The following is a 15,325-nucleotide window of genomic DNA, read 5'->3' as shown; positions in this document are numbered from 1 at the left end:
AAATTCACAATAATTTCCTGAGGATTACTTAGAGGCGTTCTTCGGGTAAAGATGGACAAAGTGTAATGAAGTTGCAATTATTCAATATATAATTTTGCTTCCCTTCCATTGCTAAATTGCTCAATGAAAACTCGTCCGTGCTTCACCCTGATGGGCCGCGCCTTGCTGGCGCTGGCCCTTTCTTTTTCCCCCTTGACGACGCTGCGGGCGCTGGCCGCCGAGACGACCGCCAGCGCTTCCGCGCTGGAAAATTCCGTCGTCAAAGTGTTTTCCACCCTGCGCGGGCCGGACCCCTATAAACCCTGGAGCAAGGCCCAGCCGCAGGAGGTGACGGGCTCCGGCGTCGTCATCGAGGGCCGGCGCATCCTTACCAACGCGCATGTGGTCGGCTATGCGAGCCAGGTGCAGATCCAGGCGAATGGTGCGGGCGACAAGATACCGGCCACGGTGCTGGCCATTTCGCGGGGCATGGACCTGGCCTTGCTGAAGATCGACGATGACGGCTTTTTCGCCAGCCACAAGCCGGTGCCGCGCGCCAATGTCTTGCCGGACGTGCGCGATGCCGTGCTGGCCTATGGCTATCCGACGGGCGGCACCTCGCTGTCGATCACCAAGGGCATCGTATCGCGCATCGAATTCGTGCGCTACAACTTCCCCGTCTCCGGCCTGCGCATCCAGATCGACGCGGCCATCAACCCGGGCAACAGCGGCGGTCCCGTGATCGCCGGCGACAAGATGATCGGCCTGGCCTTTGCCGGCATGCTCAATGCGCAAAACATCGGCTACATCATTCCCAACGAGGAAATCGAGCTGTTCCTGCGCGACCAGGAAAGCGGCGTGCCCAAGGGCAAGCCGGCCTTGCTTGATGTAACGCAAACGCTGGAAAATCCGGCGCTGCGCAGCTACCTGAAGCTGGCCAAGGGCGTCGAGGGCGCCGTCGTGATGACGCCTGCCAGCAAGGACGCCGCCTATCCGCTCAAGGAGTGGGATGTCATCACGCAGATCGGTGAATTTCCTATCGATAACCAGGGCATGGTCAAGCTGAATGCCAACAGCCGCGTGCGCTTCCAGTACCGCGTGCAGCAGCTGGCGAAAGACGGCCAGTTGCCTTTGAGCGTGGTGCGCCAGGGCGCGCCCCTGAAAATCAAGGTGCCCGTCTCGGCGGCGCACCCGATGCTCATTCCTAGCCTGCAGGGCAACTATCCTTCGTATTTCATCTTCGGCCCCATGGTGTTTTCGCGCGCCACCACGGAATTCATGGCCGGTCCGAATGGCAATGCGGGCGTGTTGACGGGCATGAGTTTTGCAGGCAATCCGCTGATGACGCGCCGCGGCGACGCGCCCGATGCCGAGCGCGAGGAACTGGTGGTGATCGCCGCGCCGTTCTTCCCGCACAAGCTGATGAATGGCTACAGCACCCGTTTCTTCTCGGTCGTCGATTCCGTCAATGGCGTGCGCGTGCGCAGCCTGGCGCACCTGGTGGCCCTGCTGCGTGACCAGACGGATGAGTTGCTGACCTTCCGCTTCCAGCAGCGCGACGCCGAAATGGTCGTCGTGCCCCGCAAGGACATGCTGGCGGCCACGGAATCGGTGCTGACGGACAACGGTATCCGCTCGGAAGCGTCGGCCGACATGCTGAAAATCTGGAACGAAAAAACGCCGGCGAACTGATCGTTCCCGGCGTTTCGTAGGAGGACAGGCGTGGCGCAAGCCGCGCCTGTTTTATGTTAGGCCAGTACTTTTTTTAGCCACGCGCCGATGGCGTCGATCTCTTCCTGGCACAGCGAGTGCTGCATCATGTATTCGTGCCATTCCACCTTGTAGCCCATGCCGGTGAGCAAGTCGCGCGACTGCTGCGCGCGGGCGATGTGCACCACGGGGTCGGCCGTGCCGTGCGCCATGAAGATCGGCGTCTGCAGGCTCGCCGGCGTGCGTTCAAGCGCCGTCTTGTCGGCCAGCGGCAGGTAGCCGGACAGGCACATCAGGCCGGCCAGCGGTTCCGCGTGGCGCAAGCCCGTCTGCAGGGTCATGGCGCAGCCTTGCGAAAAGCCGGCCAGGATGATGCGGCTGGCGGGAATGCCGCGCGCCTTTTCGCGCGCGATCAGCGCCTCGATCTGTACTTGCGAGGCGCGCAGGCCGCTCTCGTCTTCGCGGCGCACGAGGTCGCTCACGAGGATGTCGTACCAGGCACGCATCACATAGCCGTTGTTGATGGTGACGGGCATGGTGCCGGCGCTGGGGAAAATGAAGCGGATGGCGGGACAGCCGCGCAAATCGAGCTCTTTGACCAAGGGCACGAAGTCGTTGCCGTCGGCGCCCAGGCCGTGCATCCAGATGATGGAGACGGCGGGATTCGGTGCGCTGTCGAGTTCTATGGTTTCCAGCAAGGTGCTCATGTATTTTCCTCTGGTAGTGGTTGCGCCGGACGCAGCGCCGATTTGGGACGGAAGGCCTTGCAGATGGCCGGCTCGGTTTCCATGTAGGGACCACCGATGAGGTCGATACAATAGGGAACGGCAGCGAAGATGCCGTTTACCAATTGATTCCCATCAACATCCTTCAAGCCTTCCAGGGTTTCCTTGATGGCTTTGGGCTGGCCCGGCAGGTTCATGATCAGGCAAGCGCGCTCGGGCGTTTCGCGGATCACGGCCACCTGGCGCGACAGGATCGCCGTCGGCACGAATTGCAGGCTGATCTGGCGCATCTGTTCGCCGAAACCGGGCATTTCCTTGGTCCCTACGCTGAGCGTGGCGTCCGGCGTCACGTCGCGCCGCGCCGGGCCCGTGCCGCCCGTCGTCAGGATCAGATGGCAGTGGTTCAGGTCGACCATGTCGATCAGGGTGTGTTCAATCTGCGAGCGCTCGTCGGGGATCAAACGTTTTTCCAGGCGGAACGGCGTGCGGATGGCGGCGGACAGCCAGCTCTCCAGGGCGGGGACGCCCAGGTCTTCATACACGCCGCCGCTGGCGCGGTCGGAGATCGACACGAGGCCGATAATCAATTCGTCTTCGAGAGTGGTGGACATCGGTCGCCTATAAAAGTCTGGAGTGTCGTAAAAACAATAAAACCGGGATTATCCCGGTTTTTAGCTCATTTCGGGGTCAGACCCGCCGGGTCTGCCCCCCAGTTGCTTATTCGTCTGCTTCTGGCTCGACGCCATCTTCATCCGCATCATCCTTGCCGCCGTTTTGCTTCTTGGCGATCTGTTTCAGGATCTGGAAAATTTCGCGGTAGGCTTTCGGCGGCTTGTTCTCGGCTTGTTCCTTGCGGGCATTGCGGATCAGGGTGCGCAGGTGCTGCACGTCCAGTTCCGGGTTTTCCGACAGCAAGACGGTCAGGGCTTTGTCATCCGTCAACAGTTTGTCGCGGCGGCGTTCCATCGCGTGCATGGCGGCCGTGTCGGCTTTCGACAAGCCTTTCCAGCTATCGATGGTGCGTTGAATGGCGGCCACCTCTTCCTCGTCCAGGGTGCGCATTTTCTTGCCCACGTATTGCAGCTGGCGGCGGCGGCCTTCGTGATCCTTGATCAGCTGGCATTCGAGGATGGCGTCGCGCACGTCTTCCGGCATCGGGACGCGCTTGACGCGGTCGCGTGCTTCATTGACGAGTTCTTCGCCCAGCTTTTGCAGGACGGTCATCTGGCGCTTGAGTTCCGATTTCGACGGACGTTCATATTCCTGTTCGAATTCGGAGGATTGGAAGCCGCAAGCTCCCCGGTTTGGATTTGGCATGATATATAAGGCGGGAGAGGACTTGTGGACCGCTCCTGTAAACTGTAAACGACTGCTATGATAACCTTTTTAGCGGCTTTCCGAAGAAAACAGCGCATGAACGACTCCGTATTTACCCATAGCCAAGAGCAATTGCAGCAACTAGCCCGTGATGTGTTGTCTTTTGCGCGGGACGCCGGCGGCACGGACGCCGCCGTCGAAGTCAGCGAAGGCGGCGGGCTTTCCGTTTCTGTACGAAAAGGCAAGATCGAGACGATCGAGCAAAACAAGGACAAGGGCATGGGCGTGACCGTGTTTGTCGGCAAGAAACGCGGCAACGCCAGCACGTCCGACTTTTCCCCTGCCGCCCTGCGCGCCACGGTGGACGCGGCCTACAACATCGCCCGCTTTACGGCCGAGGACGATTGCGCGGGCCTGGCCGACGCGGACATGCTGGAAATGGCGCCCCGCGACTTGCAACTGTTCTATCCCTGGCTGATTTCCGCCGAGGAAGCCGTCGCACTGGCCCAGCGGGCCGAAGCGGCCGCCTTCGCCGTCGACCCGCGCATCACGAACAGCGAGGGCGCCAGCGTGCACGTGCAGCAATCGCACTTTGTTTCCGCCAATTCGCGCGGTTTCATCGGCGGCTACCCGTTTTCCCGCCACACCCTGTCGGTGGCGCCCATCGCCGGCAAGGGAGCCAAGATGCAGCGCGACGACTGGTATTCCTCCGTGCGCGACGCCTCAAAAATGTCGAGTCCGGAAGCCATCGGCCGCTATGCCGCCGAGCGCGCCCTGTCGCGCCTGAACGCGCGCAAGCTGGGCACGCGCACCTGTCCCGTGCTGTTCGAGGCGCCGCTGGCGGCCGGCTTGCTGGGGACCTACGTGCAGGCGACCTCGGGCGGCGCCCTGTACCGCCAATCCACTTTCCTGCTGGACTCGCTCGGCACGCAAGTGCTGCCGTCGCACGTACAGATCTTCGAAGACCCGCACGTGATCGGCGGCGTCGGTTCCGCGCCGTTCGACGAGGAGGGCGTGAAAACCGTCAGCCGCGACGTCGTCAAGGATGGCGTGGTGCAAGGTTACTTCCTGTCGACCTATACCGCCCGCAAACTGGGCATGCAGACGACGGGCAACGCGGGCGGCTCGCACAATTTGTACCTGACGTCCAGCCAGACGGCGGCCACCGACGATTTTGTTGCCATGCTGAAAAAGCTGGGCACGGGCTTGCTGGTGACGGAACTGATGGGGCAGGGCACCAATTACGTGACGGGCGATTATTCGCGCGGCGCGTCAGGTTTCTGGGTGGAAAATGGCGTGATCCAGTATCCGGTGGAGGAAATCACCATCGCCGGCAACATGAAGGATATGCTGCGCAACATCGTTGCCGTGGGCGCCGATGTGCTGCGCCGGGGCACCAAGCAGACCGGTTCCATCCTCATCGAGCGCATGGTGGTGGCCGGCGGCTGAGGCCTGCCTGTGCGCAGCACATTTGCCAGCGACAAGCGGCTTCAAGTGACGCGGCCATGGTGACTCGATACCGCCCCTGTCACCGGTAACGGTGCCAGGGGAAGTGCTGCGTTAACTTCTTACAGTGTTTTGACGTTGACGCAGGTCCACGAAATATTCGCAGCATCCCAGGTCGCTTTCCAGTTAATCGCCGTCTGATCCCTGCATGCTTGCTGTGATGCAAATTTGGTATCCTGGTAGCGCTGGTAAATATAGCCGTCCAGCGGACGCCATACTGCGCCATACCAATAGTTGTTGGCATCGATGACGGTACCCAGCTGTTCGATCGGTTTGTTCAAGGCCGTGTTCTTGTAATCGATCGCGACACTGCCATCGGGGTTGATGAGTCTAACCCACGCGGAATGATTCTGCGTACCCGCCGCATCGACTGGAATGCACATTCTCGTCCTGGCCGTGGACAAACTGCCAGGCATCGTCAGGCAGAAATAGGGATTTGGCGAACCTGCGGCGACTGACCATTCCGCGTCGGCGGTCGCCGTGCCGCTAGGATCGCAGTAATTCGCGTATTTCCCTGCCTTGAAACCTTCGGTATACGTGGACGTTTGAATTCCCGAAAAATACGTCCCGGATGCATTGCTGAGCGTGGGCAACTCATTGCGGCCCGTGACGGACATGCATGCCTTGTAGCCGGCATCGGCGTAGCCGATGGCCATGCCGATAGGCTGCATATTCGCGTCCAGATGCAGTTTCCAGGTATTGCGGTATTGCAGCTTGCCGCTGGCATTGCTACGCAGCAGTGAAATGACTTTGACGGATGCCGCTTGTTGCGACACGCCATTGGTAACGAATGGGGCTGGCTGTCCCAACTCCTGGCTGATGATGAGCGTCGCGGTGCCAAGACTGCCATCATTGGATGCCAGATTCGAAATGGTCAGGTCGCTGCCCAGGAATTTCTTTAATGCATCTGCGGCATTGATGGATGTCAGCACCGGTGCCGGTGGAACCACCGGTTTGAGATCCGGACTGCCGCCATTCCCGCCGCTGCCACCGTCGCCACCGCCGCCGCCGCATGCGGCGAGCAAGCTGACGAGAGCGCACAATATGGTGTGTTTCTTCATCTTTAAACCTAATCTAGCGACAAGAATGCGTGTCGTTGCGCCGCCGCATTATAGGGAGTGTTGATTGTAGGAAATCTATCGAATTGTCTCACCGCACTCTTACTTTCCTCTCTCAATGCGGCGCCAATTGCTCGATGCGCAGGAATGAAAACATGGTTGTCTGGAGAGTGAAGACATGCCGGCTGCATGGCTGCAACGGCGAGCAAGCGGTGCGCACTTCCGCTGCATCCTCGCGCCGGAGCCGCAGTGGAGGGCATGTGCGGCGTTTTTCAGGCAGTGATCAGCACGTCATACGGCGGAAACAATCGCTTCGTATGATGGCGCCATCTGACGTTATTTGCGTGATTTAGATGCTTTTAATGTAAGTAGGCCGAACTTCGTGATATTTCATGCAAGATGCGAGTCTTGCAGCAGCACGTCGTTGTTTGATCGATCACTGCATAGAGACTTTCCCATGACCTGTTCCCGTACCCGCATCGCCCGCGCTGCGGCCCTGTTGTGCGCCATGCACGCCGTGTTTGCCGGCCAGGCGCAAGCCGCGTCCGCTGTCCCGGTGTCCGCCAGCGACTCCCTTGATGTACCGCAAGCCGTGATTGTCACCGGCACGCGCGGCAGCAACCGCACCCAGTTCGACACCATGGCGCCCGTCGATGTGTTCAACCGCGAGGATATCGGCGCCGTCGAGTCGTCGGACTTGAACGATGTGCTGGCGCAACTCGTGCCCTCGTACGTGGTGCAGCGCCTGCCAATGGCCGATGGGCAAGTCTTCGTGCGCCCGGCCACCCTGCGCGGCCTGTCGCCGGACCAGACTTTGGTATTGATCAATGGCAAGCGCTTCCACCGCAGCGCCTTGCTGGGCGCGCGCGGCGCGCAGGCGCCCGACCTGGCGCAGATTCCCGTATCCGCCATCAAGCGCATCGAAGTGCTGCGCGACGGCGCTTCGGCCCAGTACGGTTCCGACGCGATTGCCGGCGTGATCAACATCATCCTCGACGACACGGTCGGCACGGAGCTTTCCTTGCACCATTCGCAATATTCGGAAGGCGACGGCAAGGGTAACGAACTCAATCTGAAGACGGGCTTTGCGTTTGGCGAGACAGGCAAGGCGACGATTTTCGGCGCGCTGGCCAAGTCCGACCCCACGTCGCGCACGCGCCAGCGGGCCGACGCCATCGCCTTCCAGAATGCCCATCCGGCACTGAAGGTGCCCAATCCCGTGCAGCGCTGGGGCCAGCCTGAACTCGACAGCAAACGCCTCGGCTTCAATGCCGGCATGGCCCTGTCCGACACGCTGGAACTGTACGGTTTCGGCCTGTTCAGCCGCAGCGACGGCAGCTCGGATTTTAATTGGAGAAATCCCGACACCAGCACGGGCGCGTATAAAACCAGCAGCCTGTTCCCCGGCTGGGACTTGCGCAGCCTGTATCCGCTCGGTTTCAGCCCCAGCTATTCGAACGAGCAGGACGACCTGCAAGTGGTGGCAGGCCTGCGCGGCCGCTTCAGCGACCGCTTCGGCTGGGACGTAAGCGCTTCCTACGGCCGCAGCCGCATCGATTACCACCTGGCCAATTCCATCAACGCCTCCATGGGGCCGGCCAGCCCGACGGCGTTCTACCTGGGACAGTTGTCGCAGGCGGAAAAGATTCTCAACGCCAACTTCAACTATGAATTGCCCGTGGCGTCGCTGCCGCAGCCGGTCAATATCGCCTTTGGCGCGGAAGCGCGCAATGAAACGTATGGCGTGAAGGCGGGCGATGCGGCCTCCTGGACGGTGGGGCAGGGCGCGGCCATCGGCCTGGACGCGAACGCCAACGGCGCGCCCGGCTTCAGCGATCGCCAGGCGGGCAGCTGGGGCCAGGACAGCTATGCGGCTTACCTGGACGTGGAAGTGCCCGTGACGAAGGCGTTGAGCCTGGGCGGGGCGGCCCGTTATGAACATTTCTCGGAATTCGGCAGCACCGTCAACGGCAAGTTGTCGGCCCGCTATGCCCTGAGCGAGAGCCTGGCCCTGCGCGGCTCGTATTCGACGGGTTTCCGTGCGCCAACGCCGGGCCAGTCGAACACCAACAGCACGAATCAGGGCCTCGACACCAAGACCTTGCTGCTGTTTACCAGCGGCCGCCTGGCCAACAGCGATCCGCTGGCCATCCTGCTCGGCGCGCAGGCGCTGAAGCCGGAAAAATCGAAAAACCTGTCGCTGGGCTTGACGTGGAAGACGCCGGCCGGTTTTTCCGGTTCCGTCGACGTGTACGACATCAAGGTCAGCGACCGCTTCAGCACCTCCGCTGCGTTTGCCGTGCCGGCCGGCGTGGCCAATCCGCTGCGCTACACCTCCGTCAGCTATTTCACGAACGACTTCGACACCACCACGCGCGGCATCGATATCGTCGGCAGCCACCTGAGCCGCGTCGGCGACGGCGACGGCAAGCTGAACCTCACCCTGGCCTACAACTACAACACGACGAAGGTCGATGGCGGCAAGTCCAGCCTGGTGACCAATCCGGCCCAGCGCCAGGTCTTCGAAGAGCGCCTGCCGCGCCAGAAGGCCACCCTCAGCGCAATTTACGATACCGGCCGCTGGAATGCGCTGGCCCGCGTGCGCCACTATGGGGCATGGACGGACAATTCGGGCAATGCCACGGGCGATATCTTCCAGCGCTTCGGCGCCATGCAGTTTCTCGACCTGGCGGCCAGCTACAAGATTGACGACAAGCAATCCGTGCGCGTGGGCGTCGACAATGTGCTCGATAGCTATCCCGATGAAGCGACGTTCCAGGCCAGCCGCGGTTTGATTTATTCGCGCAATGCGCCATACGACACGGATGGCCGCAATCTGTATGTAGAATACAAAATTAAATTCTAAGGGGGAACTTTTTTGAAAATGAATCCTCAACGCCGCGCGCTGCTGTGCGCCGGTCCGCTGGCGGCGGCCCTGCCGTTTGCCGCCGGCGGCGCGGCTGCCGCGCCGCCGGCCGCCGCCCTGCCAGGCTTGCCCAAAGTTGCGGCCGGCACTACGCCGGAGATGCTGGCCACCGACCAGGCGTACTGGAAAGCGGTCGCCGCGCAATACGATACGACCGATGCGGTGGTACAACTGGACAACGCCTTCTGGGGTTCCATGGCCAGGCCCGTGCTGGCCCATTACGAGCAACAATTGAACATGGTCAACCGCGACAACGCCTGGTATGCGCGCATGCGCTTTCCCGCGGATTTCGAGGCGGCCCGCGCGGCGGCCGCCAAGGCGCTGGGCGTGGGCGTCGATGAAATCGTCCTCACGCGGGGCGCCACGGAAGCGCTGCAAATACTGATCGCCGGCTACAACCGCCTGCGGCCGGGCGACACGGTGCTGTATGCGGATATCGATTACGACAATATGATCACCGTCACGCGCTGGCTGGAGCAGCGGTGCGGCGCCCGGGTGGTCTCCATTGCCATCCCGGAACCGTTTACGCATGACAATGTGGTGGCCGCCTATGTTGCCGCCATGGAACGCCAGCCGAAGCTGAAACTGATGCTGCTCACGCATGTGAATCACCGCAACGGCATGGTCTTGCCCGTGGCCGAGATCAGCCGCCTGGCGCGCGAACGGGGTATCGACGTGATTGTTGATACAGCGCATGGTTTTGGCCAGCTGGACATGACCATCCCCGATTTGCAGGCGGACTTTGCCGGCATCAACCTGCATAAATGGATAGGCGCGCCCGTGGGCGTGGGCGCCGCCTACATCAAGCGGGGCCGGGTGGCCGATATCGACCCTTACATGGGAGAAGCTGCGGGGGACGATATCCGCACGCGCGTGCATACGGGCACGGTGAATTTCGCCGCCTACCTGAGCTTGCCGACGGCGCTGGACTTGCATGCGCACATAGGCGTGGCCAACAAGCAGGCGCGGCTGCGGCTGCTGCGCAACCGCTGGGTGGAAGCGGCACGCGGCATCGAAGGCATCGAGGTGCTGGCGTCGGCCGATCCGCGCTTGACGAGCGCCATCGCCTCGTTCCGCCTGAAAGGCAAGACGAGCGCGGCTGACAACTTTGCCTTGTCAAAAAAGTTGGTGCAGGAGCACGGCATCTTTGCCGTGCCGCGCGATGGCCTGGCGTCGGGCGCCTGCCTGCGCGTGACGCCGGGCATCTTTACGCCAGAGGCGCACCTGGACCAGCTGGTCGATGCCTTGCGCAAGGTGGCCAAGGGCTGAGGCTGGCTCTGCAAGCGCTGCTTCAGTATTGTTCCCATTCGGCGTCGGCGGCCACGGCCAGGGCGCCCGCCTTGTCTGCATTCCTGGCGGGTGCGGCGGTGGCCGTGACGCGCGGTACGGCGGCAGGCTTGGCTGGCGCGCGTGCCGGGGCGCGGATGGCCTGCACCTGCGCCGCTGGCAGCGCCTGCGTGCCGTCGAGCTTGAAGACGCTGACGGCTTCGGCCAGGCTGCCTGCCTGGCCCTGCAGGGCTTCGGAGGCGGCCGCCGCTTCTTCCACGAGGGCGGCATTTTGTTGCGTTACGGCATCCATTTCCGTGATGGCCTGGTTGATCTGCTCGATGCCCGCTTCCTGTTCGTTGCTGGCGGAGGTGATCTCGGCCATGATGTCCGTAACGCGGCGCACGCTGCTGACGATCTCTTCCATGGTGCTGCCCGCCTGATGCACGAGGGTGCTGCCGAGACCGACCTGCTGCACGGAATCGTCGATGAGGATCTTGATTTCCTTGGCGGCCGCGGCGGAGCGGTGCGCCAGGTTGCGCACTTCCGTGGCGACGACGGCAAAGCCGCGGCCCTGCTCGCCGGCCCTGGCCGCTTCCACGGCCGCATTCAGGGCCAGGATGTTGGTCTGGAAGGCGATGCCGTCGATGACGCTGATAATGTCGACGATTTTCTTCGACGAGGCATTGATGGAATCCATGGTCGAGATCACTTCCGCCACCACCTGGCCGCCCTTGCTGGCCACGCTGGAGGCCGATTGGGCCATTTGATTGGCCTGGCGCGCGTTTTCGCCATTCTGCTTGACGGTCGACGTCAGTTCTTCCATCGACGAGGCCGTTTCCTCAAGCGAACTGGCTTGCTGCTCCGTGCGCGAGGACAGGTCCATATTGCCGGAGGCGATTTCGCGCGAGCCGTGCGCGATGGCGTCCGTGCCGTGCCGCACGCGGGCCACGATGCCTTGCAAATTGTCGTTCATGGCCTTCAGGGCCTGCAGCAGCAAGCCGGTTTCATCGCTGCCGCGCGCGTCGATGCTGCCCGACAGGTCGCCCGAGGCCACGCGCTGCGCCACTTTGACGGCTTCGGCCAGGGGGCGGCTGATGGAGCGGCTGATCAGGATGGCCAGGGCAATGGCGATGAACGTCGCGGCAATGGACAGGGACAGGGTCAGGATGATGGCCATGCGCCCGTCGGCGAGCGCCTGCTTGCCTTCGGCGGCCATCAGCCCTTCCTGGAAGCTGGCCATGGCTGCCAGTGCTGTCAGGAATTTTTCTTGCGGATAGCGCAGCTGTGTCAGCAGGAAGATGCCCGCCGTCTCTGATTTTCCTTCTTGCAACAGTTTGATGTTCGCATCGCGCGTCTTGCTGTACGTTTCGCGGCTGTTCATCACGGCCTGGAACAGTTCCTGGCCCTTGGGCGTGTTGACCAGGGTTTTCAGGCGCGCCAGCAATTCCACGTTCTTTTTCCGCGACGCCTCCAGTTTTCCTATGGCGCTACTGACTTCGTCTGCATCGTTGGCGCCGATGATGGCGTTGCTCAGCAGACGGGCCTGGATATTGATTTCGGACTGGATCGTATTGGACAGCATGACCTTGACATAGCGGTCATTGAGGATTTTTTCCGTCGATGCGTTGATGTTGCGAATGCGGCTTACGGAAACAAATGCCACAATGGCAAGCAAGGCAATGATCAGCCCGAAACTGCAGGCCAGGCGCGTACTGATTTTGAGCTTAGACATAGGTCATCCATCCTGGGCGAAAAGCGGAAAGCGTGCGCTCGGCGCCGTCCCGGCCTTGGCCGGCCATGCGGGCAGGCGGCGTCGATGACGGTGCTGATGCGGTCAGTTTGCGTTACAGAGAGCTGGCGCGGCAGGGATAGGGCCGTGATGCCATGGCCGAGGCCATGGATGCGTATTTCCTTTGGCCGGAAAGTCGTGGCGACTGGCCCGGCGGTGTATTCTTGCGGGGCAGCGCAGCGTGGCGCGGCCCGAATCTGTCGTCAAGTGTAGGACGATAATTTCTGGCGGGCAAGATGTTCGCGAAAAAAAGCGCTGCTTCAACAACGCTTGCCGTGCAGGCATAAAAAATGCCCCGGCGTGCGGGGCATGGGATCAGGCAGGCCGTGTCGGCCCAGGTACTCAGGCGCGCAAGGTGGACAGGATAGGCTGCAGCACGGCCGCGCCCAGGGCGGCGCTGCGGGCGCCGCTCCAGCCCGTTTGCGGGTCGGGATCGTTGGCATTGTCCTTGAACGGCAGTTCCAGGGTCAGCGACAGGCAGCCGAAGGCATGGGTGATGTGGGGCGAGCCCATGGTCAGCACTTCCGGCGTGAACGGGCCGTCTTCATAGCCGTGCTCATCCTGGAAGTCGGGGCTGGCCACCTTGAAGTCGGCGATGAAGCGTTCCTGCTCCGCCTTTTGTTCAGCAGTGAAGGTTTCCAGCGCATCGCTGCCGGCCACGAAGACGTAGGGCAAGCCTTCGTCGCCATGCACGTCGAGGAACAGGTCGCAGCCGATTTCATGCATTTTCTGTTTCACCAGGAATACTTCCGGGCTGCGCTCCATGGTCGGCGTCATCCATTCGCGGTTCAGGTTGGCGCCGGCCGCGTTGGTGCGCAGGTTGCCGTGCACGGAACCGTCCGGGTTCATGTTCGGCACCACGTAGAAGACGGCGTCCTGCAGGCACTGGCGGGCAAACGGATTGGCCTGGTCCAGCAGCGCTTCGAGCATGCCTTCGACAAACCACTCGGCCATCGTTTCACCGGGATGCTGGCGCGCGATGACCCAGACTTTTTTCTCGGCATCGGCGTCGCCGACGACCAGCAGATTCATGTCGCGGCCTTCTACCGTGCTGCCCAGGTCGATCAGGCGCACCAGCGGCGACGCTTGCGCGCTGTCGATCAGGGCCAGGTGGCGGTCCCATGGGTACGGTTCGAAATAGGCGTAGTAGACGCTTTCTTCCTCGGGGGTGTGTGCTATGGTCATCACCGTGCCGTCAAAGCTGGTCGGCACGCGGAACCAGGTTTCGCGGTCGTAGCTGGCCACGGCCTGGTAATCTTTCCAGCCGTCCGGGTAGGCCGACTTGCCGGCATTCATGAAGCGGATCGTGCACGCCTCGCCTTGCGCGCCTTGCAGGCGGAAGTAAAACCACTGCGTGATGTCGGCGTGGGAATCCTTGCGGATGTTCAGCTCGATGGACTGGGCATCGTCGGCGCGCAGCACCTCGATCGCGCCGGCGTCGAATTGCTGGCTGATTTTAATGGTCATGAGTGTTCCTGATAAAAACGTATGGGTTTTGCATCGTGTGCAATGGCGCGATGATACCCGTTTTAGCCACGCCTTTGTGCTGGCGCAAACGAGGCGGGACATGCTTTGCTAACGTGGAAGCTCGGACACGGGGAGAGCATCATGGACGACCATAGCAACCACATACGCGAACTGGAAAAGAAAATCAGCGCCCTCAGCGACGCACTGGCGCACCTGGGCAAGGGCACGACCTTGCAGGAATTGCTGCGTATTATACGTTTCCCCGGCTACACCACGCCGGCCGAGTTCACCTTCAACGTCGCCATCCTCGACACCATGCTGGTGCAGGCCAATGCGCTGGAAAAGCTGGGGCAGGATTTGCTGGCGGGGGCCAAGCAGGTGGTGGCAAAACAGTGAGCAGGCGGTGACTTGCAACACCTAGTAAAACCGTAGCGAGCGGAAGGGAGTTGTGGTTGAGAAGCGCAACTGTACGAAGGTACAGTGAGCATCGCAGGCCGCAAATACCGACGCGCAGTAGGTTTTGATAGGTGTTCTTATTCCTGAACACGTGAAAAATAGCCAGGGCAAGGCGCAGGGCCGCAGGCAGTACGAACGTACGCCCAGGCCCTGCAACGCCGCCATGGACGTTTAATCAGGTGTTCAGTCCGCCAAAACGTTCAAAAAACCACGGCTCCACGTCCGGTGCCTGTTCATCCTCGCGCCGCAGGGTGGCCAGGATATGTTCTTCCGCGGCCGCATACGTGATGCGGTACAGGGCGCGCGCCAGTGCATAGGCCTGCGTGCCGGGCCATGGTTCGGGCAGCAGTTCGACGGGCAGTTGCGGGTCGTGCAACTGCACGCGGCGGTAGGCGTGCGTCAGCAGCGAACGGATGACGAACGCTTGTTCCGCGTCAAATACGGGTTCCTGTTGGAGCAAGGTCAGCAGGGGCTGGAAGCTGGCGATGAATTTTGCATAGCCGGCCATCACTTCCGACAAGTCCCAGCAGTCGCCCACCATGTCGCGCAGGGGACGCGTGCTGACACCGGGCAACTCTGTTGTGTGGCAGACATACAGCTTGCCCTGCACCTCGTTGCGCACGAGGATATCTTCCAGCGCCTCCGTATTGCTGGCCGGATGGCCAAAGATGCCGGGCGAGATCAAGCCATAGCCGGCCCACAATAATTCCTTGCGCAGTGCGCCCCGTTCGGCCGCGCCGATGCTGCCGGCCGGACCGATCACCAGGGTCCAGCTGCCGTCCCAGTGCACCACCAGCGGCGCATAGATGCGGCGGTAGGCGCGTTCGAAGCGGGCCAGCGCCTCCGGGCGTATTGCATAGGCGCTGCGGCGGCCGTCGCGTTGCGAGCTGAGCCAGCCTTCCTGTGCCAGGCGGAACACGCTGGTGCGCAATAGCCGGTCATTGACGCCGAACGGCGCCAGCAGTTCGATCAGGCTGCCCAGCCAGATGGCGCCGCCGCGCGGCACGATGGCGTCGCCAAAGATGGTCATCACCAGGGACTTCGAGCGCGGTGGGTCGCTTTCCAGGAAATCGGCTATCCATGCCGTGCAGCGGGTGTTCTTCATGTGGTTCCGGTCTGGCCG

At 61.9% G+C, this 15,325-nt stretch carries 12 protein-coding genes; 5 read left to right on the top strand and 7 right to left on the bottom strand.

Translation table 11 applies throughout. The features are described from left to right. The first annotated feature begins 123 nt into the window (after window positions 1-123). A complete protein-coding gene (locus AC07VI_RS04495) occupies window positions 124-1,671 on the top strand; it encodes a S1C family serine protease (RefSeq protein WP_226935440.1) in 1,548 nt (515 codons plus the stop codon). Between the two features lie 56 nt (window positions 1,672-1,727). On the opposite strand, the gene AC07VI_RS04490 is transcribed toward AC07VI_RS04495, so the two are convergent. The 3 genes from AC07VI_RS04490 to yjgA form a co-directional block, all read right to left on the bottom strand. Then, window positions 1,728-2,396, bottom strand: a complete 669-nt coding sequence (locus AC07VI_RS04490; RefSeq protein ID WP_086143654.1) for an alpha/beta hydrolase — start codon at window positions 2,394-2,396, stop codon at window positions 1,728-1,730. After that, entirely contained in the window at window positions 2,393-3,025 is a 633-nt protein-coding gene (mog, locus tag AC07VI_RS04485) for a molybdopterin adenylyltransferase (protein WP_492995855.1), read from the bottom strand. Before mog ends, AC07VI_RS04490 begins: the two co-directional genes overlap by 4 nt. A 106-nt stretch (window positions 3,026-3,131) precedes the next feature. Beyond that, window positions 3,132-3,731 (bottom strand): ribosome biogenesis factor YjgA, encoded by a 600-nt coding sequence (gene yjgA / locus AC07VI_RS04480; RefSeq protein ID WP_086143656.1) that lies wholly within the window; start codon window positions 3,729-3,731, stop codon window positions 3,132-3,134. 96 nt (window positions 3,732-3,827) lie between these two features. Here yjgA and pmbA point away from each other — a divergent pair, with 96 nt between their 5' ends. Then, entirely contained in the window at window positions 3,828-5,180 is a 1,353-nt protein-coding gene (gene pmbA, locus AC07VI_RS04475) for a metalloprotease PmbA (protein ID WP_086143657.1), read from the top strand. Between the two features lie 119 nt (window positions 5,181-5,299). On the opposite strand, the gene AC07VI_RS04470 is transcribed toward pmbA, so the two are convergent. Then, on the bottom strand, window positions 5,300-6,298 hold the full coding sequence (locus AC07VI_RS04470) for a hypothetical protein (protein WP_139842363.1): 999 nt from the start codon (window positions 6,296-6,298) through the stop codon (window positions 5,300-5,302). A gap of 454 nt (window positions 6,299-6,752) precedes the next feature. Here AC07VI_RS04470 and AC07VI_RS04465 point away from each other — a divergent pair, with 454 nt between their 5' ends. Beyond that, on the top strand, window positions 6,753-9,161 hold the full coding sequence (locus tag AC07VI_RS04465) for a TonB-dependent receptor plug domain-containing protein (protein WP_492995852.1): 2,409 nt from the start codon (window positions 6,753-6,755) through the stop codon (window positions 9,159-9,161). Between the two features lie 18 nt (window positions 9,162-9,179). Further along, window positions 9,180-10,490, top strand: coding sequence for an aminotransferase class V-fold PLP-dependent enzyme (locus AC07VI_RS04460; RefSeq protein ID WP_492995850.1), 1,311 nt, complete (start codon window positions 9,180-9,182; stop codon window positions 10,488-10,490). A gap of 22 nt (window positions 10,491-10,512) precedes the next feature. On the opposite strand, the gene AC07VI_RS04455 is transcribed toward AC07VI_RS04460, so the two are convergent. Further along, the gene (locus tag AC07VI_RS04455; protein ID WP_086143661.1) at window positions 10,513-12,222 is read right to left on the bottom strand and encodes a methyl-accepting chemotaxis protein; all 1,710 of its coding nucleotides are present in this window, start codon (window positions 12,220-12,222) and stop codon (window positions 10,513-10,515) included. Between the two features lie 399 nt (window positions 12,223-12,621). Then, the gene (locus AC07VI_RS04450; protein WP_086143662.1) at window positions 12,622-13,746 is read right to left on the bottom strand and encodes a M14 family metallopeptidase; all 1,125 of its coding nucleotides are present in this window, start codon (window positions 13,744-13,746) and stop codon (window positions 12,622-12,624) included. A gap of 141 nt (window positions 13,747-13,887) precedes the next feature. Here AC07VI_RS04450 and AC07VI_RS04445 point away from each other — a divergent pair, with 141 nt between their 5' ends. Further along, window positions 13,888-14,142, top strand: coding sequence for a hypothetical protein (locus tag AC07VI_RS04445; protein ID WP_070224236.1), 255 nt, complete (start codon window positions 13,888-13,890; stop codon window positions 14,140-14,142). Window positions 14,143-14,377: 235 nt separating this feature from the next. On the opposite strand, the gene paaX is transcribed toward AC07VI_RS04445, so the two are convergent. Continuing rightward, window positions 14,378-15,307 carry a phenylacetic acid degradation operon negative regulatory protein PaaX gene (gene paaX, locus AC07VI_RS04440; protein WP_086143663.1) on the bottom strand — a complete coding sequence of 310 codons (930 nt, stop codon included), beginning with the start codon at window positions 15,305-15,307 and terminating at the stop codon, window positions 14,378-14,380. Window positions 15,308-15,325: the final 18 nt, after the last annotated feature.

Source organism: Janthinobacterium sp. GW821-FHT03A03 (genome assembly GCF_059421435.1).
This window is presented reverse-complemented; position numbering and strand designations above follow the sequence as displayed.

What these genes read in the sequence shown, in the direction of transcription:
- AC07VI_RS04495 (WP_226935440.1), top strand. Translation starts at nt 124, where the DNA reads ATGAAAACTCGTCCGTGCTTCACCCTGATGGGCCGCGCCTTGCTGGCG.
- AC07VI_RS04490 (WP_086143654.1), bottom strand. Translation starts at nt 2,396, where the DNA reads ATGAGCACCTTGCTGGAAACCATAGAACTCGACAGCGCACCGAATCCC.
- mog (WP_492995855.1), bottom strand. Translation starts at nt 3,025, where the DNA reads ATGTCCACCACTCTCGAAGACGAATTGATTATCGGCCTCGTGTCGATC.
- yjgA (WP_086143656.1), bottom strand. Translation starts at nt 3,731, where the DNA reads ATGCCAAATCCAAACCGGGGAGCTTGCGGCTTCCAATCCTCCGAATTC.
- pmbA (WP_086143657.1), top strand. Translation starts at nt 3,828, where the DNA reads ATGAACGACTCCGTATTTACCCATAGCCAAGAGCAATTGCAGCAACTA.
- AC07VI_RS04470 (WP_139842363.1), bottom strand. Translation starts at nt 6,298, where the DNA reads ATGAAGAAACACACCATATTGTGCGCTCTCGTCAGCTTGCTCGCCGCA.
- AC07VI_RS04465 (WP_492995852.1), top strand. Translation starts at nt 6,753, where the DNA reads ATGACCTGTTCCCGTACCCGCATCGCCCGCGCTGCGGCCCTGTTGTGC.
- AC07VI_RS04460 (WP_492995850.1), top strand. Translation starts at nt 9,180, where the DNA reads ATGAATCCTCAACGCCGCGCGCTGCTGTGCGCCGGTCCGCTGGCGGCG.
- AC07VI_RS04455 (WP_086143661.1), bottom strand. Translation starts at nt 12,222, where the DNA reads ATGTCTAAGCTCAAAATCAGTACGCGCCTGGCCTGCAGTTTCGGGCTG.
- AC07VI_RS04450 (WP_086143662.1), bottom strand. Translation starts at nt 13,746, where the DNA reads ATGACCATTAAAATCAGCCAGCAATTCGACGCCGGCGCGATCGAGGTG.
- AC07VI_RS04445 (WP_070224236.1), top strand. Translation starts at nt 13,888, where the DNA reads ATGGACGACCATAGCAACCACATACGCGAACTGGAAAAGAAAATCAGC.
- paaX (WP_086143663.1), bottom strand. Translation starts at nt 15,307, where the DNA reads ATGAAGAACACCCGCTGCACGGCATGGATAGCCGATTTCCTGGAAAGC.